Source organism: Streptosporangium sp. NPDC049644 (assembly GCF_040675205.1).
In the GTDB taxonomy this organism is placed as follows: Bacteria; Actinomycetota; Actinomycetes; order Streptosporangiales; family Streptosporangiaceae; genus Streptosporangium; species Streptosporangium fukuiense.
Genome location: NZ_JBFAOJ010000090.1, coordinates 15,124 through 38,141, shown reverse-complemented (window position 1 = coordinate 38,141; position 23,018 = coordinate 15,124). Strand labels below are relative to the sequence as shown.

Sequence of the window (23,018 nt, the reverse complement as noted above, 5' to 3'; positions counted from 1 at the left end):
GAGCCTGAGCGTCCAAACCTCCAGGCTCACCTGCACCACCAGCTTCATCCGAAGGGGTCCGGCACCAGCCGGGCCCCTTCGGCCATTCCCACCGGATTCCCACCGGTGAAGGCCCCCGGCGCCGTTCCACCTTCACCCCGCGTGGTGGAGGCCCCGGTCTCCGCCATCGGGCCCGATGCGGCGGCGGGCCCTCGGAGACGACCAGGCGTTCCTCTCCCGCTCCGACAGGCAGGCGGCGTACGCGATCCGTTCGTACCCGCGTTCCGGCCCCCTGCGAGCACAGGTGCCGGAAGCACTCTCCATGACACGACGCGCGGCGGACACCGGCGGTCCTGGAAACCAGGAACGCCCCCGCCGGTCTGGCGAGGGGCGTTCGGTCGGGCGCCTGGTGGGCGTGATCGTGCACCGGCCGGCCGGCGGGTTCGCCTGCCGTGCCGCCTGGGCTGTCGCGATCTAGAGACGGGCGACCCCGTCGGCACGGGCCTGCTCGGAGACGGCGGCGATGACCGCCGGGGCGACGCGCTCGTCGAACGGGCTGGGGATCACGTAGTCGGCCGACAGATCGTCGTCCCCGACCACCCCGGCCAGCGCCTCGGCGGCGGCGACCTTCATGTTCTCGGTGATCGTGGTGGCGCGGACGTCGAGCGCCCCGCGGAAGACGCCCGGGAAGGCCAGCACGTTGTTGATCTGGTTGGGGAAGTCGGAACGGCCGGTCGCGACCACCTGCGCGTACTTGCGCGCGACCTCCGGCCGCACCTCGGGCGTCGGGTTGGACAGCGCGAAGACGATCGAACCGGAGGCCATCGACGCGATGGCCTCCTCCGAGACCGTCGAGCCCGACAGCCCGATGAACACGTCGGCCCCGGCCAGCGCCTGCTCGGTGGAACCGTGCAGGCCGGCCCTGTTGCTGTCGCGGGCCAGGGCCTCCTTCACCGGGTTGAGACCGTCGCGGCCCTGGTGGATGACCCCCTTGGAGTCGGCCACCGCGATGTCACCGATGCCCGCGTTGAGCAGGATCCGGCTGACCGCGATCCCGGAGGCGCCGGCACCGGCGACCACGGCCCGCAGATCGCCCAGCGAGCGACCGGTCAGCCGCGCCGCGTTCTTCAGCGCGGCCAGCGCGACGATCGCGGTGCCGTGCTGGTCGTCATGGAAGACGGGGATGTCGAGGATCTCGCGGAGACGCGCCTCGACCTCGAAACAGCGAGGAGCGCTGATGTCCTCGAGGTTGATCCCCCCGAAGGAGGGGGCGAGCCGGACGACCGTCTCGACCAGTTCGTCCACGTCGGTGCAGTCCAGGCAGATGGGCACCGCGTCGACATTCGCGAACTGCTTGAACAGCAGGGCCTTGCCCTCCATGACCGGCATGGCGGCGGCAGGCCCGATGTCTCCGAGGCCGAGCACCGCGGTGCCGTCGGAGACGACGGCGACCACGTTGGAGATCCAGGTGTAGTCCTTGGCGAGTTCGGGCTTCTCGGCGATCGCGCTGCAGACCCTGGCCACGCCAGGCGTGTAGGCGAGTGCCAGGTCGTCGGCGTTGCGGACCGGGACCGTGGAACGGACCTCCAGCTTGCCCCCGCGGTGCAGGGCGAAGGCCGGATCCAGATCCAGGGCTTCGAGGGCTTCGAGAGAGATGGAAGATGGCATGGTGGCCACAGCGACCCCTGTAGTTCAGTCAGGCAGACGGATAGTTCCTTCTGAGGCGGCCGTGGAAAGCCTGTCCCCGGCTTCTGTAGCCGCTCGGGGCCTACTTCACTGAGCACGGTCGCCTGGAGGGTCCGGGGGTCACCCGTCGCTCGATTGTGCCACATGTTGAGACTGTCACCACGGGCGGGTACCCCATACTTTCGTCGTCCCGGTGTTAACCTCACCACACCGTGTAATACTCGAAGTCCATGCCACCTCTTACATTGACGGATCCCCAGATGGACCTGACCTCCTACGCGGAGCTGGCCGTACTACTGATCAACAGCCCCGACCGGCTGACCGGTCTCGAAGGGCTGCGCGCGCTCCTGGAAGAGGGCGGTCGCTACCGGCCCGGCTGTCGCATCACCAGAAGCGACCTGGAGGCCCTGCGTGACCTGCGCGAAGAGTTGATGATCGTGTTCGAGACCGCCGAGGCGGGCGACGAGGAGGCGGTGGTCGACCGGCTCAACTCGCTGCTGATCCACCACCCGGTCCAGCCGCAGATCTCCGGGCACGACGGCGAGCGCTGGCATCTGCACCTCACCGAGGGCGGCCGGATGGCCGACCAGTACGCGGTGGGAGCGGTGATGGGGCTCGCCACCATGATCACCGATCTCGGCGTCGACCGGCTCGGCCTCTGCCAGGCGCCGCCCTGCCGCAGGGCCTACCTCGACACCTCCTCCAACCGGTCGCGCCGGTACTGCTCGGAGCGGTGCGCCAGCCGTGCCAACGTCGCCGCCTACCGGGCCCGCCAGAAGGTCGGCCAGTAGCGCAGCACCACCCGGCCGACGATCGACGACGGGGGCAGCGCTCCGAAGTCCCAGCTGTCACGCCTGCCGGGAGCACGCTGGTTGTCGCTCTCCAGCCACCAGCCGCCGTCCGCCTTCCAGACCGCGCGTTTGACGATGAGCACGGCGGGGTCGGACGGCAGCCGGGCGACGACCAGGTCGCCGGGCCGCACCGCCGCTCCGCGCCGTACCCAGAGCCAGTCGCCGGACCGCAGCGCGGGCAGCATCGAGTCCCCCGCGACACGTACTCTCATCGAGCGTAACCCCCTCCCACACGGGCATTCAGAGACGAGTAAGGTCGTTAACCGGACCATTCTGAACATGGCATCAAGGAAGGATTTCCGATGCTCGCACGACTTCTGCGCCCCAGGAACATCGCGTCGGCGCACTGCGACCTGCCCTGCGGCGTGTACGACCCGGCCCAGGCCCGCATCGAGGCCGAGTCCGTCAAGGCCATCATGGAGAAGTACGCCGGAAACGAGGACCCGGTGTTCCGCTCCCGTGCGCTCACCATCAAGGAGGAGCGGGCCGAGCTGGTCAAGCACCACCTGTGGGTGCTGTGGACCGACTACTTCAAGCCTCCGCACCTGGAGACCTACCCGCAGCTGCACCAGCTGTTCTGGGAGGCCACCAAGCTCGCGGGCGCGGCCGGCGGCAAGGGCACCGTCGACGTCGCCAAGGCCGACGAGTTGCTGGGCAAGATCGACGAGATCTCCAAGATCTTCTGGGAGACCAAGGCCGCCTAAAACCCTCACGACCAGCCGTGAGGAAGCGCAGGCGGCCGGACTGAGGAAAACGGGGCTGTGAGGCCGCGCCGGGGACTGGACCGAGGAGAGCGGGGTCGCGAGGAACGAGCGAATCCGGTCAACGAGGTAAGGACCCGGGTCTGAGCGGCCTCACCGCGACGCCCAGCGTCGTCGGCAACTCGCGAGGCCGCGCCGGCAATCCGGATCAAGGAGTTCCCGGGCACCCCTTGATCCGGACCGGAGAGCCCCAGGCATGTGCCGCCACCTCGCCCCGAAAAGCACCTCTTGGGGACGTGCCCGTAATCTGCCTCTGAGGGACTCCCCGTGAGGCCGCGCCGGCGACTGGACTGAGGAGAGGAAGGTCGCGAGGAACGAGCGGCCTTCCTCGACGAGGGAAGGAGCCGGGCAAGAGCGGCCTCACCGCGACGCGTCAGCGTCGCCATATGCAGGCCCGAACCGCGACGCGTCAGCGTCGCCGTAGGGCCGCCATAGATTCGTAATCAATACAGTCAAATCGCCCCGATCGCGAGTCCAAATGGGCCAACCACCGTCTCAGGGCTGTAGGTTGCAGTCAGCGACTCTGCGAGGAGGAACGTGACCGAACACACCGAGGCGCCCGCAGTCGGCATGGGCGGGATCCGTGACGTGGTGAGCGTCCGGCTGCCGGCGACGAGTGCTTATCTGTCCGTGCTGCGTACGGCGACAGCCGCACTTGCCGTACGGCTGGACTTCACGCTGGACGAGATCGAGGATCTACGGATCGCGGTCGACGAGGCGTGTGCGATGCTGCTGACCCAGGCCGTCCCCGGCACCGATCTGACCGCCGAGTTCGAACTCACCGGGCAGTTGATGAAGGTGCGGGTCGAGGTCAGCACGGTGGGAAGCACCCCCCCGAAGCGCGACGATTTCGCGTGGATGGTGCTCACCGCCCTGGCTGATGATGTGGATGCCGTAACCGACTCCCCCGACCGTATGGCGATCGTCCTCCGCAAGCGCCGAGGCGCGGCGAGGCCGGCGTGACGGAAAGGACTCGTGCCATGGCCGCCAGCGACCACGCGGTGCCCGACCGGGTGCGTGCGCGCCTGCTCTTCGCGGAGCTGGTGGAGTTGACCTCCGACGACCCCCGGCGCCAGCGCATCCGTGACGAGCTCGTCGAGCTCCACCTGCCCCTCGTCGAATATCTCGCCCGCCGGTTCCGCAACCGGGGCGAGTGGCTGGACGACCTCACACAGGTCGCGACCATCGGCCTGATCAAGTCGATCGACCGCTTCGATCTCGGCCGCGGCGTGGAGTTCTCCACCTACGCCACCCCGACGATCGTCGGCGAGATCAAACGTCACTTCCGTGACAAGGGCTGGGCGGTCCGCGTACCGCGCCGGCTTCAGGAGCTGAAGCTCTCGCTCACCAAGGCGATCAGCGAGCTCTCCCAGCGGGAGGGGCGCGCGCCGACCGTGGCCGAGCTGGCCACGTTCCTGAAGATGAGCGAGGAGGAGGTGCTCGAAGGGCTGGAGTCGGCCAACGCCTATTCCACGGTCTCCCTCGACGCGCCCGACTCCGGCGACGACGACGCACCGGCGGTGGCCGACTCCCTGGGCATCGTGGACGACTCCCTCGAGGGCGTCGAGTACCGTGAGTCGCTCAAGCCCCTGCTGGAGCGGCTGCCTCCGCGCGAGAAGCGAATCCTGCTGCTGCGTTTCTTCGGCAACATGACACAGTCCCAGATCGCCACCGAGCTCGGCATCTCGCAGATGCACGTGTCCCGGTTGCTCGCCAGGACACTCGCGCAGCTCCGCGAGGGCCTGACCGTGGACGACTAGGGCCTGCCTGGCAGGTCCTGCCGCGACGAGGGGCGGTCAGGCGGTGCCTTACAGGGCAGCGGGGGGAACCGCGGTGGCCGGTGGCGCGGCGAGGCCCCGCCTGACCAGTCCCGTGAGTGCCTACTCCTGGTCCCCGTAGAGGGCGTGCGTCGTCGGCGGAGACAGTAGCGTGACCAGTCCGATCACCGCCAGGGTGATCAGCGAGATGCCGATCACCAGTTGGTCGGACTGGATCAGCGTGATCGAGATCGGGGTGGCGAAGATCTGTGTCAGCACACCCGGACTCCTGGCCCACCGCTCGGTGAGGATCATTCCCCACCCGACCCAGAGCAGAGCCGCGCCGATGATGATCCCGGACACCGCGACGGCGATCGAGGTCGTCAGGTCGGACGGCTGGCCGATCACGGTCTCCACTCCGACGTAGCCGCCGAGGAGCAGAGCGGTGGCGCCTTCCACCGCCATGACGGCGGCGGCGACGGTGAGGGTCATCGGACGGTTCGACACGGTGTCAACCCTATCGCCGGAGGGTACCGCACCGTTCTTTGCCGTCTTGGCTTGGACCTTGACGGAAGGTCGGGTTTCGACGGAAGTTCGGGGCTCGGCGGATACGCTGAGATTATGCGCGCGATGCTCCTGGTGAACCCGAAGGCGACGACGACCAACCAGCGGACCAGGGATGTGCTCATCAGGGCGCTGAGCGCGACGATGAACCTGACCGTCGAGGAGACCGGCTACCGGGGACACGCGACGCAGCTCTCCCGCAAGGCCCACGCCTCCGGTTACGACGTGCTGGCCGTCCTGGGCGGTGACGGCACCATCAACGAGGCGGTGAACGGCCTGCTCGACCCGGTGGACGGAAAGGGAGGCGACGAGGGCAGCTCGGCCGACCGGCCGGCACTGCTGGCCATCCCCGGCGGCAGCGCCAACGTGTTCGTCAGGGCCCTCGGCCTGCCGAACAGCCCGGTCGAGGCGGTGGGGGCGATCCTGGAGGCGCTCCGGGACGGCCGCCAGCGGATCGTCGGCCTCGGTCAGGCGATCTGGGATGGCCAGACTAGATATTTCACGTTCTGTAGTGGCCTGGGGTACGACGCCGAGGTGGTCAGGGCGGTCGAGGGGATGAGGGGCACCGGCCGCAAGGCCACGCCCGCGCGCTACGTGAACACCGCATTACACCACTACCTGTCGACGGACAAGCGCCATCCTTCGATGACCGTCGAGGGGCCGGAGGTGCCGCCGACCGGCGGCATCTACATGGCCGTCGTCTCCAACACCTCGCCCTGGACGTACATCGGCCCGCGGCCGGTCTCACCGACCCCGTGGGCGAGCTTCGAGACCGGCCTTGACCTGCTGGGACTGCAGCGCCTGGGCCTGCCGAGCATGCTCCAGCTGATACCTCAGATCATCGGTGCCCGCGACACTCTGCCCACCGGCCGTCACCTGGTACAGCTCCACGACGAGGGAGAGTTCACGCTGAGTGCCGAGCGGCCCGTGGCGTTTCAGCTGGACGGGGACTACCTGGGGGAAGTTGAGCGAATAACGTTCCGTTCTATCCCTAACGCGTTACGAGTCTTGGTCTAACCCGTTACGTCGCGTCATTGTGTGACGCATCCGACATCCATTTCAGGCAAAACCTTCTCCCAAACCTCTTGCGTGTACTGAGCGTGGCTGACAATCTCGAGATTGACGTCGGAACGTAGGACCTTTGAGCGGCACCCCGCTCCCAGGCCATCGGCGATCAAGCGGACGTGCCCCGAGCCGAACCACGGATCGGGGAGTTGTTCGCGCTGGTTAGTGAAACTCTTCACAAAGTGAGCCGTTGGAGCGCGTAAGGGCTCCTCTTTACTAAGGAGTGGACGCATGGACTGGCGCCACCGAGCTGCCTGCCGTGACGTGGACCCCGAGCTGTTCTTCCCGATCGGCAACACCGGCCCCGCCCTGATGCAGATCGAAGAAGCGAAGCAGGTCTGCCGTACTTGCACCATCAGTGAAGCATGCCTGAAGTGGGCGCTGGAATCCGGGCAGGACGCCGGCGTCTGGGGCGGCCTGAGCGAGGACGAGCGACGCGCCTTCAAGCGCCGTACGGCCCGAGCCCGCGCCCGCAGTGGTGTCTGACAGTGCTGACTGCGACGCTAACGCGTCGCGGTTCGGCCGCGTGCCGATGGCGACGCTAACGCGTCGCGGTGATGCCGCTCTTACCCGGCTCCTTCCCTCGTCGTTCATCCGCTTCGCTCCTTCACTCCTCAGTCCAGTCCCCGGCGCGGCCTCACGGTAGTCCCCTCGGGCCAGGGCATGGGCACGTCCCAAGGTGGCATCTGATCGGTCACCGACTGGCGCTGTGGTGAAGCGCGCTGACCTGGTTGCCTATCTCTTCGTTCCGTTTCGCGTCGCGTCAACGGCGACGCCGCGCGTTGCGGTAAGGATGCTCCGCTCCTGATGCGGCCTCGCTGTGAGGTCTTGAACTGATGCTATTCCCCTGTCCTGCCGCCTAGGCAGCGGGGAGGGGGATGCTCAGGCTCACCTCGGTGCCGCCGCCCTGTCGCGGTTCGATGGCCAGCCGCCCGGACAGCTCTCCCACCACCAGGGTCCGTACGATCTGCAACCCCAGACTGGTGGTCTGGTCCAGGTCGAAGTCCTCCGGCAGCCCGCTGCCGTTGTCGGACACGATCACGTCCAACCGCTCGCCCCCGCGTGACACGATCACCTGGAGCTTACCCTGACGCTGCGCCAGCCCGTGCTGGACCGCGTTCTGCAGCAGCTCCGTGAGGACCATCGCCAGCGGCGTCGCGATCTCCGAGCGCAGCACCCCGAAGCTCCCGACCCGGCGCGGCACGACCTGCGTCTCCGGGGCAGCGACCTCTCCCGTCATCGCGATCACCCTGTCGGCGATGTCGTCGAAGTCCACCTGCTCCTCGGGCGTGTGGGAGAGCGTCTCGTGCACGATCGCGATCGACCCGACCCTGCGTACCGCCTCCTCCAGCGCCTCCCTGCCCTCCGGCAGCCGCAGCCGCCTGGCCTGGAGCCGCAGCAGCGCGGCCACCGTCTGCAGGTTGTTCTTCACCCGGTGGTGGATCTCCCTGATGGTGGCGTCCTTGGTCATCAGCTCTCGCTCGCGGCGGCGCAGCTCGGTCACATCCCTGATGAGCACCAGGGCGCCGATCCTCCCGCCACCGACGATCAGCGGGATCGCCCGCAGCTGCACGACGGTGCCGCCCGACTCCACCTCCGTCTCCCTGGGCTCTCGCCCACTCGCGACGATCATCAGGTTCTCGTTGATGGGCTCGTCGGAGTAACAGAGCGTGGCGGTCGTACGGCCCAGCTCCGCACCGACCAGGTCGGCGGTGAGGCCCAGCCTCCGGTAGGCCGACAGCGCGTTCGGCGAGGCGTACGTGACCCGGCCCGCCCGATCGAGCCGGAGCAGCCCGTCGCCCACGCGCGGGGAGCGGACCAGGATCGGCTCCGCGCCGGAGAACGGGAAGCGGCCCTCGGCCACCATCTGGGCCAGGTCGGAGGCGCTCTGCAGGTACGTCAGCTCCAGTCTGGAGGGGGTCCGCGCGGAGGACAGGTTCGTCGAGCGCTGGATGACGCCCAGGAAGTGGTCGGCCCGCCGCACGGGAATGGTCTCCTCGCGCACCGGCACCCCGCTCGACCAGTCCGGATCACCCTCACGGCAGATACGCCGCTCGTTCCAGGCCGTCTCCAGCAGCGGCCGTTCGCCCTTCGCCGCGATCATGCCCACGATGTCGTCGTGATAGACGGTCGGCCCGGTGGTGGGCCGCATCTGCGCGATCGCGACCCAGCCGGAGCCGTCCTTCAGCGGGATCCACAGGATCAGGTCGGCAAAGGACAGGTCCGCGAGGAGCTGCCAGTCGGAGACCAGCGAGTGCATCCACTCAAGGTCCGCATCGTCGAGCGCGGTGTGACGAACCGCCAGGTCGCTTAGAGTCGGCACCCGTGCATCATGCGTTCTTTCCAGGCCCGAACGCGAATCGGGTGAGTCCTGCTGAAAAGATGCCGCTTATGGAGCAGATCCCTGATCCGCTGGTCCGGTTCCGCGCGGCGGCGGCCACGAGGGAGGCCGCGGGGCTGCGGCGGACCCTGCGCGCCCGCACACCGGACGACGACGGCCTCGTCGATCTGGCCTCCAACGACTACCTCGGCCTGGCCAGGGACGAGCGGCTGGCCGAGGCGGCCGTGGCGGCGACACGCACCTGGGGTACCGGCTCCACGGGTTCCCGCCTGGTCACCGGCTCCACGACCCTGCACGCGCGCCTGGAGGCACGGCTGTGCGCCTTCACCGGCGCGGAGGGCGCCCTGGTGTTCTCCTCCGGCTACCTGGCCAACCTGGCCGCCGTCGCGGCTCTGGGCAGGGGCGCCCTGGTGGTCTCCGAGGCGGGCAACCACGCGTCGATAGTGGACGCCTGCCGGCTGTCGCGCTCGCGGGTCGTGGTCACCCCACACCTGGACGTCGCCGCCGTGGAGAGGGCGCTGGCCTGCCGGGAGGAGGAGCACGCGATCGTGGTCACGGACGCGGTCTTCTCCGTGGACGGCGATCTGGCCCCGCTCGCGGAGCTGTACGCGGCGACGGTGCGGCAGGGTGCGCTGCTGGTCGTCGACGAGGCCCACGCGATCGGGGTCGTCGGGCCGCGCGGGCAGGGCGCCGTGCACGCCGCGGGGCTGGCGGCCGAACCGGGCATTGTGAGAACGATCACACTGTCCAAGTCCCTGGGCTCCCAGGGCGGAGCCGTACTGGGCACGCCCGAGGTGATCCAAACCCTTGTGGACACGGGCCGGTCGTTCATCTTCGACACCGGGCTGGCACCCGGCAGCGTGGCCGCGGCACTCGCCGCTGTCGATATCCTTCACCATCAGCCCGAACTGCCCGGACGCGTGCGAACCATGGCGAGGGAGCTGGCCGCTATGGCCCGCGATCTCGGCCTGGAGAGCGGCGATCCAGCGGGTGCGGTCGTCCCCGTCGTGCTCGGCCCACCCGAGATCGCACTTCGGGCCGCCCTCATCTGTGCGGAACACGGGGTGCGCGCCGGATGCTTCCGGCCGCCCTCGGTGCCGGTCGGCCGCTCTTGCCTGCGCTTGACGGCACGGGCCAATCTGAGTTCCGACGATCTAGCGGTGATCAGGGGTGCACTCACCGCCGTGGCCGAGATGAAGGTGACCATGTGAGCGACGACTCCCCGAGAATCCCGAAATACTACGACGTCAAGCGCAGCCTGCTCACCCTCACCAAGAGCCTGCCCGCGGGCAGCGCCCTGCCCCCCGAGCGAGCCCTCGCGGTCCGCTTCGAGACGTCGCGCACCACGGTGCGCCAGGCCCTGTCCGAGCTCGTGGTCGAGGGCCGCCTGGTGCGCATCCAGGGCAAGGGGACGTTCGTCGCACAGCCCAAGGTCGCCCAGGTCCTCCAGCTGACCTCCTACACCGGGGATCTGCGGACCGTCGGCCTCGAACCCGACACCAAGATCCTTGACATCAGCTACGTCACCGCCGACGAGCAGCTGGCCCGCCGCCTGGCCATCAACGCCGGCGGCCGCGTGCTGCGCATTCACCGGTTACGCCTGGCCAGCGGCGAGCCGATGTCGATCGACACCACCCACCTGTCGGCCCGGCGCTTCCCCCGCCTGCGGCGGGAGCTGGAGATGCACTCCTCGCTGTACGAGACGCTGTACAACGCGTACAACGTGCGGCTGACCGACGCCGAGGAGATCATCGAGACCGTGCTGGCCACCCCGTACGACGCGCAGGTGCTCGGCGTCGACGCGGGCCTGCCGCTGCTCCTGCTCACCAGGCACGCCTTCGACGCGGACGGCAACCCGGTCGAATGGGCGCAGTCCCTGTACCGGGGCGACCGCTACAAGTTCGTCACCCGGCTGCGTCGTCCCTGACCCACCTAAGCTGGGACAGGTGAGCATTCTCGTGGTCACCGGGACCGACACCGGGGTGGGAAAGACAGTCGTCACCGCGGCGGTGGCCTCGCTCGCCAGGGAGCGGGGCTCCTCCGTGGCCGTGCTGAAACCCGCGCAGACCGGAGTGTCGGACACCGAACCCGGCGACGTGGACGACATCATCCGGCTGTCCGGGGTACGGACGACCTTCGAGTCGGCCAGGTACCCCGCCGCGCTGTCCCCCGCGGCGGCGGCGCGCCTGGCCGGTCTGCCGCCGGTCTCCCTCGCCCGGGTGGCGGACCGGGTCGGCGAGCTGGCCGACTCACACCGGCTGGTGATCGTCGAGGGGGCGGGCGGGCTCCTCGTCCGTTTCGACGAGGAGGGCGCGACCCTGGCCGACCTGGCCAGGGCGCTCTCGGCGCCGGTGCTCCTGGTGACCAGGGCCGGGCTGGGCACGCTCAACCACACCGCGCTGACGCTGGAGGCGATGGCCCACCGGGGGCTGGAGCCGACCGGGGTGGTGATCGGCTCCTGGCCGGCCGAGCCCGGTGTTGCCGAGCGGAGCAACGTCGCGGATCTGGAGATGCTGGCCGCCCGGCCGCTGGCGGGCGCCCTCCCCGAGGGCGCCGGGCTGCTGGGGCGTGACGCCTTCGCCCGCGCCGCCCGCGCCGGGCTGGGGCCGGCGCTGGGCGGTGGCTTCGACCCCGCCGCCTTCCGCACCACCCTTAGGCTTTCCCCGTAGCCACGGCCGCGGATCCGAACCGCTCGACGTCCTCCCCGGTGGAAACCGGGAGTCCCCCTTTCCCGGGGCCGGCACCCGGGATCTCCACGCTGGAGGTATTCATGAGCGACATCCTCGAGATCGCCAGGACGCAGGTGCTGGAAGAAGGCCGCGGTCTCGACGCCGCACAGGCCCTGCGCTGCCTGGAGCTGCCGGACGACCGCCTGGCCGAGCTGCTGGCCCTGGCCCACGAGGTGCGGCTGAAGTGGTGCGGTCCCGAGGTGGAGGTCGAGGGGATCGTCTCCCTCAAGACCGGCGGCTGCCCCGAGGACTGCCACTTCTGCTCGCAGTCGGGGCAGTTCTCCTCCCCGGTCCGCGCCGTCTGGCTGGACATCCCCTCACTGGTCGAGGCCGCCAGGGAGACCGCCGCGACCGGGGCCACCGAGTTCTGCATCGTGGCCGCCGTACGGGGACCCGACCAGCGCCTGATGGATCAGGTCCGCCAGGGCGTGAAGGCGATCCGCGAGGCGGTGGACATCAACGTCGCGTGCTCGCTGGGCATGCTCACCCAGGCTCAGGTCGACGAGCTGGCCCAGATGGGCGTGCACCGCTACAACCACAACCTGGAGACCGCGAGGTCCCACTTCGGGAAGGTCGTCACCACCCACACCTGGCAGGAGCGCTGGGACACCTGCCTGATGGTGCGCGAGGCCGGCATGGAACTGTGCTGCGGCGGCATCGTGGGCATGGGTGAGACGCGGGAGCAGCGGGCCGAGTTCGCCGGGCAGCTGGGCGAGCTAGCGCCCGACGAGGTCCCGCTGAACTTCCTCAACCCGCGCCCCGGCACGCCCTTCGAGTCCTTCCCGCTGCTGGAGGGGTCCGAGGCGCTCCGGACGATCGCCACCTTCAGGCTCGCGCTGCCCCGCACGATCCTGCGCTACGCGGGCGGCCGCGAGCTGACCCTGGGCGACCTGGGCACCCGCGACGGCATGCTCGGCGGCATCAACGCGATCATCGTGGGGAACTACCTGACCACCCTGGGTCGCAGGGCCGAGGCCGACCTCGGCCTGCTGGCGGACCTGAAGATGCCCATTAAGGCGCTCTCCGACACTCTCTGAGCCTCCCGCCGACGAATGACGGCCCCTTATCTCCGGCCGGATGCCATATGTGCCGCCCGCATTAGGCGAGGGGATCTGGGCAGGGAGAACAATCCCTGTTCGGCTAAGTGACTGACTGGTAGGTTGCGCGATATGGAGTCTCCGAAGCACGCAGGTGACATCGCGGTCGCCATCTCCAAGGCATACGGCATCGAGACCATGTTCACCCTGTCCGGTGGGCATGTCTTCCCGCTCTACGACGGCGCGGTCCACGAGGGGATGCCCATCCTGGACGTCCGCCACGAGCAGAGCGCGGTCTTCGCCGCCGAGGCGACCGCGCGGCTCACCCGTAAACCCGGGCTGGCCGTGCTCACCGCGGGACCCGGCATCACCAACGGCGTCAGTGGAGTGGCCACCGCGCACTTCAACGGCTCACCCCTCGTGGTCATGGGAGGCCGTGCCCCCCAGTCCCGGTGGGGTTCGGGCGCGCTGCAGGAGATCGACCACCCGCCGTTGTTCGCGCCGATCACCAAGCTGGCCTTCACCGGCTCTGGCGCCGACTCCGTCGCTCAGGACGTGGAGATGGCCTTCCGCACCGCCCTCGCCCCGCACCGCGGCCCCGTCTTCCTCGACTTCCACATGGACCACCTCTTCTCGGCCGCGCCTCCGCTCGAAGAGGCCCCCGAGACGCTGACCCCGTCGCCGCTGGAGCCCGACCCCGACGCGCTGGCCGCGATCGCCCGCCTGATCGCCGAGGCCCAGCGCCCGGTGCTGGTGCTCGGTTCCGATGTGTGGATGGACCGTGCCGAGGAGGTCGCCAGGGGCTTCGCCGAGGAATACCGGCTGCCGGTCATCCCCAACGGCCAGGGCCGCGGCATCCTGCCCGCCGGCCACGAACTGCTGGTCACCCGGGCCAGAGGAATGGCGTTCTCCCAAGCGGACCTGGTGATCGTGGCGGGCACCCCGATCGACTTCCGCCTCGGCTACGGCTGGTTCGGCGGCAAGGACGGCGCTCCGCTCGCCAAGGTCGTGCACCTGGCCGACGCGCCGTCGCAGCTGGCCACGCACATGGACCCGGTCGGCACCGCCGCCGGTGACCTCTCACTGCTCTTCTGGGGGCTCGGCACGGCCTGCGCCGAAGCGGGCGTGTCCCCCAAGAACCACGCCCCCTGGGTGACCCGGCTCTCCGAGGCGGCCTCGGCCGCCATCGCCGCCGACGCCGCCCTGCTTGAGTCCGCGGCCGACCCGATCCACCCGATGCGGATCTACGGCGAGCTGGGCAAGCTCCTCGCCGACGACGCCGTGGTGATCGGTGACGGCGGTGACTTCGTCTCGTACGCGGGCAAGTACGTCGAGCCGAAGCAGCCGGGCAACTGGCTCGATCCGGGTCCGTACGGCTGCCTGGGCACGGGCCTGGGTTACGCCATCGCCGCCAGGGTGGCCCGCCCCTCCTCACAGGTGGTGCTGTTGCTCGGCGACGGTGCGGCCGGTTTCTCGCTGATGGACGTCGACACTCTGGTGCGCCACCGGCTGCCGGTCGTGATGATCTGCGGCAACAACGGCATGTGGGGGCTGGAGAAGCATCCCATGCAGATGCTCTACGGCTACGACGTGGCCGCGGATCTCCAGCCGCAGTGCCGCTACGACCAGGTGGTGACCGCCCTCGGCGGTGGCGGCGAGCTCGTCACCGACCCCGCACAGATCGGCCCGGCCCTGCGCCGCGCGTTCGACTCCGGTGTGCCCTACATGGTCAACATCGCCACCGACCCCTCGGTGGCCTACCCTCGCCAGACCACGGGCGTCTAGACCCTGCCTGGCGGATGTCGCGCCGAGGATCGGACGGCTGGTGCCTCGCAAGGCGGAGGAGGCCACCGCGGCGTGCCGCGGTGACCGACGACGCGGCGGGGCACCGCCCGCCCCTGAGGGGGACCAGAAGGTTCCCTGAGGGACAGGTGCCGTTACCTCGCCCGCCTAGAGCTTGGGGGTCGGGGTGGGCGTGGGGGTGGGCGTGGGCGGACAGTCGACGTTGACCGCGATGATCTCCACGGGCTTGGCCGGATCCCACATCGTTCCCTCGCCCGGACGAGACTCGACGACCGCGACGCAGCGCGAGTGGTCGACGTCGGCGCTGTAGGAGAGCTTCACCTTGAAACCCGCCTGCTTGAGCGCCGCCCCCGCCGCCGACGGTGTCATCCCGACGGTGGCCGGAACGCGCTTCTTCGGCAGCGGCGTCGCACTGGGGGTGGGAGTGGGAGTGGGGCTCGGGGACTTCGTGACCTCCGGGGTGGGGGTCCGCGGCCTGTCCTCCTGGTTGCCCCGCTGGGTGGGCTGATCGTTCGGGACCTGGCGGGTCACCGTCGGGGTGGGCGACGGCGTCCTGCGATTCCCCTTCTTCACCGGCGCCGGCGACTCGCTGGCGGTGGGCACCACCTGCCCCGCGAGGCCGGGTTCGGGGGCCGTCCCCGAGGCCGCCATCCCGTTGATCGCCACCGTGACGAGACCGACGCATATCGCGCCCGCCGCCACCGACGCCGCGATCACCCCTCCCTTACGCCCCTGCTTCTGCGCGGCGCGACGGCCGCGGTTCCGCGAGACCGTCTCGGTGGCCGGTCCCGTCCCGTGCGCCGACACGGTGGGGTGTTGCACCGCGTCCTGCCAGCCGCCCGTCTGCGGCATGGCCGCCCCCTGGCCCTGCCAGCCGCTCTGTCCCTGCGACCCCTGCTGGGGTGCCTGCACCTGCCACCCGGTCTCCGGGACGTCCCCCGGCTGTGGTGGCAGCGCGATGGCGCCCTCCGCGCCAAAGGCCGTCTGCCTGGCGGCGGAGCTCATGGCGGCGGCGCTTGGGAAGCGCCGGGCCGGATCCTTGGCGAGGGAGCGCTCCACAAGTGCCCGGATCGCGGGCGGGACGTCCGGCGGCAGCGGCGGCGGCGTCTCGCGGATGTGCTTGAGCGCGATGGTGACCGGCGTGTCACCGTCGAACGGGCGCTGCCCGGCCAGGCACTCGTACGCCACCACGCCCAGCGCGTAGATGTCCACCGCGGGGGTGACGGGTGCGCCCTCCGCCTGCTCCGGCGCGCAGTAGGCGGCGGTGCCGAGCACCATGCCCGCGTCGGTGAGCCGACTGGCGGTGTCGGACCTGGCGATGCCGAAGTCGGTGAGCACCAGGGTGCCGTCCGAGCGCACCAGCAGGTTGCCCGGCTTGATGTCCCGGTGGACGATGCCCTGGTCGTGGACCGCCTGCAGCGCCGAGGCCGCCTGGGCGATGAGGTCCATCGCGGCGCCGGGGGCGATGCGTCGCAGCCGCCCGAGCAGGCGGTCGAGCGGCTCGCCGTCGACGAACTTCATCACCAGGTACGCCGTAGCCCCCGCGCCGGGCACCTCGTGAACCCCGTAGTCGTACACGTCGACGACCCCGGGGTGGTTGATCGTCGCCATCGCCCTGGCCTCACCCTGGAAGCGAACCAGGAAGCCCGGATCGTCGGTACGGCCCGGAAGCAGCACCTTGACGGCGACGGTGCGGGCCAGGACCATGTCCTCGCCCTTCCACACCTCGCCCATACCACCGGCGCCGATGCGGGTGTTCAGGCGATACCGCCCCGCCAGCGTCGTGCCTTGGGCCACCATTACTCCCCCGTAACCCTCTCCACTCCTACGCCAGGGCTCTCCAACAAAGCGGATTCGCATCGCGGCACCATCACGGCGCTGTAACGAAACCCTGCATGCCGTATGGCTCGCAAACAAGACGCGTGCCGTAGCATCGCACAAAATCCGGCACTTTTGGGCGTACTTGTACACCTTGCAGGCCCTTGCGCCCGGGGCAACTCGGGCGTCATACCCGAAACAGTCAACTCGGGTACCGCACTGGCAACCCACAGCACATCAGCAAAGTCCGTAAAACCCTACAGGTCTACCCAGATAAGGCGTAAACCGGGGCGAAGCCATCTACTTCACCGAACCACATTCGGGTGGAAAAGCCGGCCGCATGCCGCTCACCGTCAGCCGCTTGTCACGCCGTGCTCGGCGCAGCGCGCGGACCAGCCGCCGGGGGTCACCTGCACCACCATCCGGCGGCGGCAGCGGGCACAGTAACGGGGCGGTTCCATCACGCGCGCGGCCCGGCACCCGGCGTGGTCGGCCTCGCCCTCCGGGCGGCCGCAGTGGTCGCAGTACGGGGTCACGGGACCAGAGCCTATGCTGGCGCGCATGGCACTCGCTCCCGGTCTGCAGGCACGGCTTCTCACCATGGTGGAGAGAGAGGACACCGCGGCGAAGGTCGGCAGCGGGGACGTCCCCGTGCTGGCCACCCCCCGCGTACTGGCTCTCGCGGAACAGGCGACCCTCCAGGCGGTCGCGGGGGCTCTGGCCCCCGGCCAGACCTCCGTCGGCACCCGGGTCGCTCTGGAGCACCTGGCGGCCAGCCCGGTCGGCACGCACATCGAGGTCGTCGTCGAACTCACCGAGGTCGACGGCCGCCGCCTGGTCTTCGGCTTCACCGCCCGCGATCGGAAGGCCGTCGTCGCGAGCGGAACCATCGAGCGCGTCGTCGTCGACCGCGAACGCTTCCTCGCGCGCCTCGCTCCCGGGGACGAGGGCGGAACTACTCGATAACGGCGATCAGGTCGCCCTCCTGGATGACGTCGCCCTCGGCGACCTGCAACTTGGCGATCACGCCGTCGTCCTCGGTGAGGACCGGGATCTCCATCTTCATCGACTCAAGAATGAGCAGGGTGTCGCCGTCCTCGACGGTGTCTCCCTCGGCCACCAGGACCTTCCAGACGTTCGCCACCATCTCAGCGCGGATCTCAGCCACCGGAAACTCCCATCGTTCAACGTTCTTCAACTTTGCCAGACAGAGCTGATCACGCCCGCATCCGAGACACCAGTCCTGTGTCGTACTTTCCGTCGACGGACTCCAGGCCGTTACAGCAACTCCAGGCAGAGCCGCAGCCGGCGTTCAGCCGCGGGGAAGCCTAGAGCCGATGGATCGGGGCCAGCCTGTCGATCACTTTGGCCATCGCCTCGACGACCGTCGGATCGTACTCCTTGCCCGCGCCGAGACGGAGGCGCTCCAGTGCGGCGCCTGCCCGATCGCGGTCACTGGAACCACCCACGAGATCGTCGTAGGCGTTGGCCGCCTTGATGATGCGGCTGGCCATGGGCGGCGTCTCGGCGCAGGTGTCACACTGACGACGGACGATCTCGGCCACCCGGTCCAGCACCCCGGTCTGCTTGATCACCTCCGCGCCCAGCTCGGCGATGCGCCGCGCCTGCTCGGGGTCGGTGAGGACCGTGGCACCGCCGGGAATCGGGTCGCGCAGCGACAGCTGACCGATGTCGTGCATGAGCGCGGCGTATTCGAGCTCCAGCAGCTCGGGCTCCGCCGTGCCGAGCTCCCGCCCGACCGCCACCGCCAGGCGGCTCACCCGGCGGGAGTGCCCCGGCTCGACATAGCCGCCGACCTCGGTGACCCGCGACAGCGCTCGTACGGTCTGCAGATAGGTGGCCCTGATCCCGGCGTACTTGCGGAAGGCGACCTGGGTGACCAGCAACGGCGCCGCGAAGACCAGCAGCGCGGCCATGTCCATGCTGTGCGAGGCGAGCGCGAGCAGGATGCCCGAGGCCGCGACGGCGACTCCCAGCGGCGCCGCCATCCACAGTTCGTCGTGAACGGCCACCCTGAAGGCGGCACGCACCTGCTCGGCCCGGAGCGCGGCGGCCAGCAACACGTCCGCCACCACCATGAGCAGGATGAACAGTGCCATCACTCCGAGCGCGGGCCACCAGCCGCTCTCATCGCCTCTGGCCAGGTCGAACAGCGGGCCTGCCAGCGGCCGGTAGGCCAGCGCGAGCAGGGCGCCGGTGAGCAGCCTGCGCGCCATCGCGTCCAGACGGGGTGGGCGGCCCACCGCGAGGTGCGGCAGCGCCCCGGCGACCATGCCGACCGAGAGCACCGCGACGACCTGGAGCGCCGAGTGCCGGGTGGGAACACCGCCCATGTCCAGCAGGAGCGTGTAACCGAGCGCGGCCGCCGCGCCGATCGGTGCCACCTCCCTGTTGCCGGGCATGGTCAGCCTGGCCAGCTCCCCCACCGCGATCAACGCGCCGAAGGCGACGGCGATCCGGGGATCGAGCAGCCCTGTCGCGGCCGTGTGGGCCACCCCGGCCACCGCCAGCAGGCCCGCCGCACAGATCAGCAGCAGCTGACCCGAGTCGAGCGCCTGGAAAGCCCGGTTGGCGCCGGAGCCGTTCATCGCTCGGACACCACCTGAATGGGCATGGTCGGGTCGTCGTGATCCTTCGTGGTGGTCTCCGCCGCGTCGGCCGGGGGCGTGCCGACGGTGCGCGGCGGCTCCCAGCCGTCACGGTCGACCGCCTTGATGAACGCCACGACCATCACCGGGTCGAACTGGGTGCCGGCGTTCTTGCGCAGCTCGGTCATGGCCACCTCACGCGAGCGGGCGTTGCGGTAGGAACGGTCCGAGGTCATCGAGTCGAAGGCGTCGGCCACCGCGATGATCCTGGCGAACTCCGGGATCTCGTCCCCCGCCAGCCCCATCGGGTAGCCCTTGCCGTCCTGCCGCTCGTGATGGTGCATGATCCCGGCGAACGCCTCGTCCAGGAAGTCGATGCCGCGCACGATCTCCAGCCCGCGCATCGGATGGAGCTGGATGGCCGCGAACTCCTCCTCGCTGAGCGGGCCGTCCTTCTGCAGCACCTTGGTCGGCACGCCCAGCTTGCCCACGTCGTGGAGCATCCCGGCGTAGCGGATCGCGCGCAGCCGCTCGGACCTCATGCCGATCTCCTCGGCGATCATTCCCGCGGCCAGGGAGACGCGGGTGCAGTGGCCGCGTGTGTAGTAGTCCTTGGTCTCCACCGCCTGGCAGAGCGCGGCGATCGTGGCGTCGTAGGAGCGCTGCTGCGCGAGGTACTGGCCGAAGGCCCAGCGGGCCACGAAGAGCGGGAGCAGCACGAGCACCGCGGAGATCGAGTTGACCGTGGCCCACAACCCCGCGATCAGCAGGCCGAAAGTGGCGTAACCGAAGTAGGAGACCATGAACTGGGCCACGCCCCGCAGCGGCACCTGGTGGGCCTGGCCCGTGAACGCCAGCACGAACGCGATCAGGACGAAGTTGAGGGGCACGAAGACGGCCGCCGCACCCGCGAACGGCACGATGATCTCGTCGAATCCGGCGATGGTGGGCACCTCGGCCCTGCCACCGAGCGCCACGTAGACCCGGCCCGCGACGTAGCCGCAGATGGCGAACTGGGCGCTGTTGAACAACCGCTTCACCAGCGGCAGGCCGGGCCGCACGCTGAACATGGCGGTCATGCCGACCAGCGCCGCCCCCTCGGGGCCGAGCAGCACCACCGCGGCGAGCACGGCGGAGAAGCTGACCGACACCGCCGCCTGCCTGACGTGCAGCAGGGTGGGCACCGATTCGCACACCAGGAACAGCAGGGCAAGCACCATGAGGTTGGACCAGTCGAGCCGACCCAGACGAGCGTCCGCCGCCATGCTGTATCCGAGCAGCACGAAGGCGGCTCCGATGACAAGGATCAGATAGACCTTGGCAAACCACGGCAGTCCACGCAAAGCGGCCACCCTAGGGCTCCGAAGGGCGCGCGTTCAGGTCCAGGAGATCCCGGGATGGGCCGGGCCGACCGTTTCCTTCAACATGCGCTGCCTCCACGTCGATTTCGCACTCAGGCTACAGAAACGAGCCAGATCAGGAGGGCGAGACGGCCAATCGCAAGCAAAGCGTAATCAGTCAATCACGTACTGTCGGGCCTGCCTATGGCGACGCTGACGCGTCGCGGTGAGGCCGCTCTTGTCCGGCTCCTTCCCTCGTCGAGGAAGGCCGCTCGTTCCTCACGACCTCCCTCTCCTCGGTCCAGTCGCCGGCGCGGCCTCACGGGGAGTCCCTCAGGGGAGGGTGTGGGGCACGTCCCCGGGGTGATTCTTGGGGCGGGTGGACGGTGCGCTCCTTCTCCTCGGTTCAGTCGCCAGCGCGGCCTCGCGGGGAGTCCCTCGGGAAAATTCTTGAGGGACAGCCCCGGGGCGCTGTCCTGGGGCTGTTCGGTGCGGTCTCACGAGGTGAGGGTGCTTGGTGGGATCACAGGCTCGTGATCCTGGCCCTCGCCCAGTCGACCGTGGCCTTCAGGCCCGTGGCCAGGTCCGTCTGGGGGCGCCAGCCGAGCTCGTCGAAGGCGTCGGCCGGATCGACGGCCATGGCCGGGAGGTCTCCCAGGCGCGCCGGGGCCGCACCCGGCTCATCGGCGGCCCCCGCCGCCGCGGCGACCAGCGAGTGCAGCCTCCGGTCGGTGGTCTCGACTCCGGTGCCCAGGTTGAAACGGCCGCCGCCGCCCTTTGCGCCACAGGCGCGGGCGAAGCCGTCGACCACGTCGTCGACGAAGATGTAGTCGCGGGTCTGGGTGCCGTCGCCGTACACCACCGTGGGGGTGCCGTTGAGCAACGCGTCCGTGAAGATGGCGACCACCCCCGCCTCGCCGTCCGGCGACTGGCGCGGGCCGTACACGTTGGCGAGCACCAGCGTGGTGTAGTCGATGCCGTGGAGCGCCTTGAACGTGGCCAGGTAGGTCTCCGCGCTGAGCTTGGAGGCCGCGTACGGAGAGCGCGGGTCGGTCGCCGCGCCACCGGAGACCGGGATGACCTCCGGCCTGCCGTAGACCGCGACCGAGGAGGCGAAGACGACCTTGCGGGTGCCCCCGTGGTGGGCGGCCGTCAGGACCGACACGGTGCCCTCGACGTTGAGCCTGGCGTCGTGCACCGGGTCGGCCACGCTCTTGCGCACGCTGATCTGCGCGGCGAGGTGGCAGATGACCTCGGGTCTCCACTCGGCCGCCAGGCCGATCAGGGCCGGGTCCCGGACGTCCATCACGTGCAGGGCGAACAGGGGACTCTCCGCGGCGCGGACCAGGTTGCCGCGGTCACCACCGGACAGGTCGTCCACCACCGCGACCTCGTGCCCGTCGGCCAGCAGCCGGTCAACGAGGGTGGATCCGATGAACCCCGCCCCACCGGTCACGAGTATGCGCATGAGCAACCCCCATCGTCGTGTGACTCCTCGGCTCCACGAGGGGAGCGGCTTCTCGGTTCCCTGGACCGAGGGAACCGACGGCCAGGTCATGACCGTTTCGAACCCAGGAACCATAACAGGGAAGCGGTTCACCTGCCGGGTGGACCCGGCAGTCCCTCGGCACACGCGATGACCACGACCGTACGGAAGCTCCGGAAAGGTCAGTGGGCGAGTTCGGAGCGTACCTGGTCGATCCGGCTGAGCACCTTGGCACGCAGGTCTTCCGAAACCTGGTCGCAGCCGCAGTGCTTGGCCACGAGTTGCTTGACGACCTGTTCCAGGCCGTACTCCTCCAGGCAGGGGTGGCACTCGTCCAGGTGCTGGCGAATGTCCGCGCAGTTGCGCTCGTCGAGCTCGCCGTCCAGGTAGGTGTAGACCTTGTCCAGGACCTCACGACAGTCGGTGTCGTGGTGCTCGCCACAGCTCATGCGATCACCTCATCCAGGGGTGTCGAGGCCGCCGGGGCGGGATCGCCGTTCCTGTCTCGCTCGCTCACTTCGCACCTTCCGCGGGAACCAGGCCACGCTCGCGGGCGTAGTCCTCCAGTTGGGTCCGCAGCTGGCGACGGCCACGGTGCAGCCGCGACATCACGGTCCCGATGGGGGTCCCCATGATGTCCGCGATCTCCTTGTACGGGAAGCCCTCGACGTCGGCGAGATAGACCGCGATGCGGAACTCCTCGGGAAGCGCGGCCAGCGCCCGCTTCACGTCGGTGTCCGGGAGGTGCTCCAGCGCCTCGGCCTCCGCCGACTTCAACCCCGCCGAGGTGTGCGACTCGGCCCTGGCCAGCTGCCAGTCCTCGATCTCCTCGGCGCCCGACTGCTTGGGCTCCCGCTGCTTCTTGCGGTAACTGTTGATGAAGGTGTTGGTCAGGATTCGGTAAAGCCACGCCTTGAGGTTCGTGCCTTGCTGGAACTGGTGGAAGGACGCGAACGCCTTGGCGAAGGTCTCCTGAAGAAGGTCCTCGGCGTCCGCGGGGTTCCGGGTCATCCGAAGTGCGGCGGAGTAGAGCTGGTCGAGATAGGGCATGACATCCCGCTCGAACCGTGTGCTCCGCTGCTCCAGAGTCTCCTCGTCTGTCGCAGGGACCGGACCCACCCCCTTAAGATCGCCGGAGTCCTGCTGACGCGGGACACCGTACTGAGCGGAGAATACCCGCTCACCGGGGATG

At 69.5% G+C, this 23,018-nt stretch carries 25 protein-coding genes; 13 read left to right on the top strand and 12 right to left on the bottom strand.

Going from position 1 to position 23,018, the window contains the following annotated elements; translation table 11 throughout:
* Positions 1-175: 175 nt before the first annotated feature.
* A complete protein-coding gene (locus AB0J58_RS35035; protein ID WP_364223988.1) occupies positions 176-457 on the top strand; it encodes a hypothetical protein in 282 nt (93 codons plus the stop codon).
* On the opposite strand, the gene AB0J58_RS35030 is transcribed toward AB0J58_RS35035, so the two are convergent.
* On the bottom strand, positions 454-1,647 hold the full coding sequence (locus AB0J58_RS35030; RefSeq protein ID WP_364223986.1) for an NADP-dependent malic enzyme: 1,194 nt from the start codon (positions 1,645-1,647) through the stop codon (positions 454-456). The genes AB0J58_RS35035 and AB0J58_RS35030 overlap by 4 nt on opposite strands.
* Positions 1,648-1,925: 278 nt before the next feature.
* On the opposite strand from AB0J58_RS35030, the gene AB0J58_RS35025 reads away from it, so the two are divergent.
* Positions 1,926-2,456 carry a CGNR zinc finger domain-containing protein gene (locus AB0J58_RS35025; protein ID WP_343969233.1) on the top strand — a complete coding sequence of 177 codons (531 nt, stop codon included), beginning with the start codon at positions 1,926-1,928 and terminating at the stop codon, positions 2,454-2,456.
* Here AB0J58_RS35025 and AB0J58_RS35020 read toward each other — a convergent pair.
* On the bottom strand, positions 2,426-2,728 hold the full coding sequence (locus tag AB0J58_RS35020) for a S24 family peptidase (RefSeq protein WP_364223984.1): 303 nt from the start codon (positions 2,726-2,728) through the stop codon (positions 2,426-2,428). The two genes, AB0J58_RS35025 and AB0J58_RS35020, sit on opposite strands and share 31 nt — an antisense overlap.
* A 90-nt stretch (positions 2,729-2,818) precedes the next feature.
* Here AB0J58_RS35020 and sodN point away from each other — a divergent pair, with 90 nt between their 5' ends.
* The 3 genes from sodN to AB0J58_RS35005 all read left to right on the top strand — a co-directional run bounded on the left by sodN (position 2,819) and on the right by AB0J58_RS35005 (position 5,037).
* Entirely contained in the window at positions 2,819-3,220 is a 402-nt protein-coding gene (gene sodN / locus AB0J58_RS35015; protein WP_030924829.1) for a superoxide dismutase, Ni, read from the top strand.
* 627 nt (positions 3,221-3,847) lie between these two features.
* Positions 3,848-4,240, top strand: a complete 393-nt coding sequence (locus AB0J58_RS35010) for an anti-sigma factor (protein ID WP_037972535.1) — start codon at positions 3,848-3,850, stop codon at positions 4,238-4,240.
* Entirely contained in the window at positions 4,237-5,037 is an 801-nt protein-coding gene (locus AB0J58_RS35005; RefSeq protein WP_030924834.1) for an RNA polymerase sigma factor SigF, read from the top strand. The genes AB0J58_RS35010 and AB0J58_RS35005 overlap by 4 nt, the downstream gene beginning before the upstream one ends.
* Before the next feature lie 120 nt (positions 5,038-5,157).
* Here the strand turns inward: AB0J58_RS35005 and AB0J58_RS35000 are convergent, their stop codons facing one another.
* Entirely contained in the window at positions 5,158-5,541 is a 384-nt protein-coding gene (locus tag AB0J58_RS35000; protein ID WP_364158618.1) for a hypothetical protein, read from the bottom strand.
* Between the two features lie 114 nt (positions 5,542-5,655).
* Here AB0J58_RS35000 and AB0J58_RS34995 point away from each other — a divergent pair, with 114 nt between their 5' ends.
* Both AB0J58_RS34995 and AB0J58_RS34990 read left to right on the top strand, forming a co-directional pair.
* Complete coding sequence (locus AB0J58_RS34995; RefSeq protein WP_364223982.1) at positions 5,656-6,615, top strand: diacylglycerol kinase family protein; 960 nt, start codon at positions 5,656-5,658, stop codon at positions 6,613-6,615.
* A 279-nt stretch (positions 6,616-6,894) separates the two neighbouring features.
* Positions 6,895-7,149 (top strand): WhiB family transcriptional regulator, encoded by a 255-nt coding sequence (locus AB0J58_RS34990; RefSeq protein WP_343969249.1) that lies wholly within the window; start codon positions 6,895-6,897, stop codon positions 7,147-7,149.
* A gap of 373 nt (positions 7,150-7,522) precedes the next feature.
* On the opposite strand, the gene AB0J58_RS34985 is transcribed toward AB0J58_RS34990, so the two are convergent.
* Positions 7,523-8,986: a PAS domain-containing sensor histidine kinase gene (locus tag AB0J58_RS34985; RefSeq protein WP_364223980.1), complete on the bottom strand. Its 1,464-nt coding sequence runs from the start codon at positions 8,984-8,986 to the stop codon at positions 7,523-7,525.
* A gap of 68 nt (positions 8,987-9,054) precedes the next feature.
* Here AB0J58_RS34985 and AB0J58_RS34980 point away from each other — a divergent pair, with 68 nt between their 5' ends.
* The 5 genes from AB0J58_RS34980 to AB0J58_RS34960 all read left to right on the top strand — a co-directional run bounded on the left by AB0J58_RS34980 (position 9,055) and on the right by AB0J58_RS34960 (position 14,555).
* Positions 9,055-10,215, top strand: coding sequence for an 8-amino-7-oxononanoate synthase (locus AB0J58_RS34980; RefSeq protein ID WP_364223978.1), 1,161 nt, complete (start codon positions 9,055-9,057; stop codon positions 10,213-10,215).
* Complete coding sequence (locus AB0J58_RS34975; protein WP_030924850.1) at positions 10,212-10,931, top strand: GntR family transcriptional regulator; 720 nt, start codon at positions 10,212-10,214, stop codon at positions 10,929-10,931. Before AB0J58_RS34980 ends, AB0J58_RS34975 begins: the two co-directional genes overlap by 4 nt.
* Before the next feature lie 19 nt (positions 10,932-10,950).
* Entirely contained in the window at positions 10,951-11,673 is a 723-nt protein-coding gene (bioD, locus tag AB0J58_RS34970; protein ID WP_364223976.1) for a dethiobiotin synthase, read from the top strand.
* Positions 11,674-11,774: 101 nt separating this feature from the next.
* A complete protein-coding gene (bioB, locus tag AB0J58_RS34965; protein WP_364223974.1) occupies positions 11,775-12,770 on the top strand; it encodes a biotin synthase BioB in 996 nt (331 codons plus the stop codon).
* 132 nt (positions 12,771-12,902) lie between these two features.
* A complete protein-coding gene (locus AB0J58_RS34960) occupies positions 12,903-14,555 on the top strand; it encodes an acetolactate synthase (RefSeq protein ID WP_364223972.1) in 1,653 nt (550 codons plus the stop codon).
* Between the two features lie 165 nt (positions 14,556-14,720).
* On the opposite strand, the gene AB0J58_RS34955 is transcribed toward AB0J58_RS34960, so the two are convergent.
* Both AB0J58_RS34955 and AB0J58_RS34950 read right to left on the bottom strand, forming a co-directional pair.
* Positions 14,721-16,373: a protein kinase gene (locus tag AB0J58_RS34955; protein WP_364223970.1), complete on the bottom strand. Its 1,653-nt coding sequence runs from the start codon at positions 16,371-16,373 to the stop codon at positions 14,721-14,723.
* Positions 16,374-16,744: 371 nt separating this feature from the next.
* Positions 16,745-16,954, bottom strand: a complete 210-nt coding sequence (locus AB0J58_RS34950) for a hypothetical protein (RefSeq protein WP_343969275.1) — start codon at positions 16,952-16,954, stop codon at positions 16,745-16,747.
* Between AB0J58_RS34950 and AB0J58_RS34945 the strand changes: the two genes are divergently transcribed.
* Positions 16,953-17,357, top strand: a complete 405-nt coding sequence (locus AB0J58_RS34945; RefSeq protein WP_364223968.1) for a hotdog domain-containing protein — start codon at positions 16,953-16,955, stop codon at positions 17,355-17,357. The genes AB0J58_RS34950 and AB0J58_RS34945 overlap by 2 nt on opposite strands.
* Here the strand turns inward: AB0J58_RS34945 and AB0J58_RS34940 are convergent.
* From AB0J58_RS34940 to AB0J58_RS34915, 6 genes are all read right to left on the bottom strand, one after another.
* The gene (locus AB0J58_RS34940) at positions 17,347-17,559 is read right to left on the bottom strand and encodes a biotin/lipoyl-binding carrier protein (RefSeq protein ID WP_157594786.1); all 213 of its coding nucleotides are present in this window, start codon (positions 17,557-17,559) and stop codon (positions 17,347-17,349) included. The genes AB0J58_RS34945 and AB0J58_RS34940 overlap by 11 nt on opposite strands.
* A 160-nt stretch (positions 17,560-17,719) precedes the next feature.
* Positions 17,720-19,000 (bottom strand): HD domain-containing phosphohydrolase, encoded by a 1,281-nt coding sequence (locus AB0J58_RS34935; RefSeq protein ID WP_364223966.1) that lies wholly within the window; start codon positions 18,998-19,000, stop codon positions 17,720-17,722.
* Positions 18,997-20,352, bottom strand: coding sequence for an HD-GYP domain-containing protein (locus AB0J58_RS34930; RefSeq protein ID WP_364158602.1), 1,356 nt, complete (start codon positions 20,350-20,352; stop codon positions 18,997-18,999). Before AB0J58_RS34930 ends, AB0J58_RS34935 begins: the two co-directional genes overlap by 4 nt.
* A 511-nt stretch (positions 20,353-20,863) precedes the next feature.
* Positions 20,864-21,808, bottom strand: a complete 945-nt coding sequence (locus AB0J58_RS34925; RefSeq protein ID WP_364223964.1) for an NAD-dependent epimerase/dehydratase family protein — start codon at positions 21,806-21,808, stop codon at positions 20,864-20,866.
* 200 nt (positions 21,809-22,008) lie between these two features.
* The gene (rsrA, locus tag AB0J58_RS34920) at positions 22,009-22,275 is read right to left on the bottom strand and encodes a mycothiol system anti-sigma-R factor (protein ID WP_030924877.1); all 267 of its coding nucleotides are present in this window, start codon (positions 22,273-22,275) and stop codon (positions 22,009-22,011) included.
* A gap of 64 nt (positions 22,276-22,339) precedes the next feature.
* A complete protein-coding gene (locus AB0J58_RS34915) occupies positions 22,340-22,945 on the bottom strand; it encodes a sigma-70 family RNA polymerase sigma factor (protein WP_343969346.1) in 606 nt (201 codons plus the stop codon).
* Between the last annotated feature and the right edge of the window lie 73 nt (positions 22,946-23,018).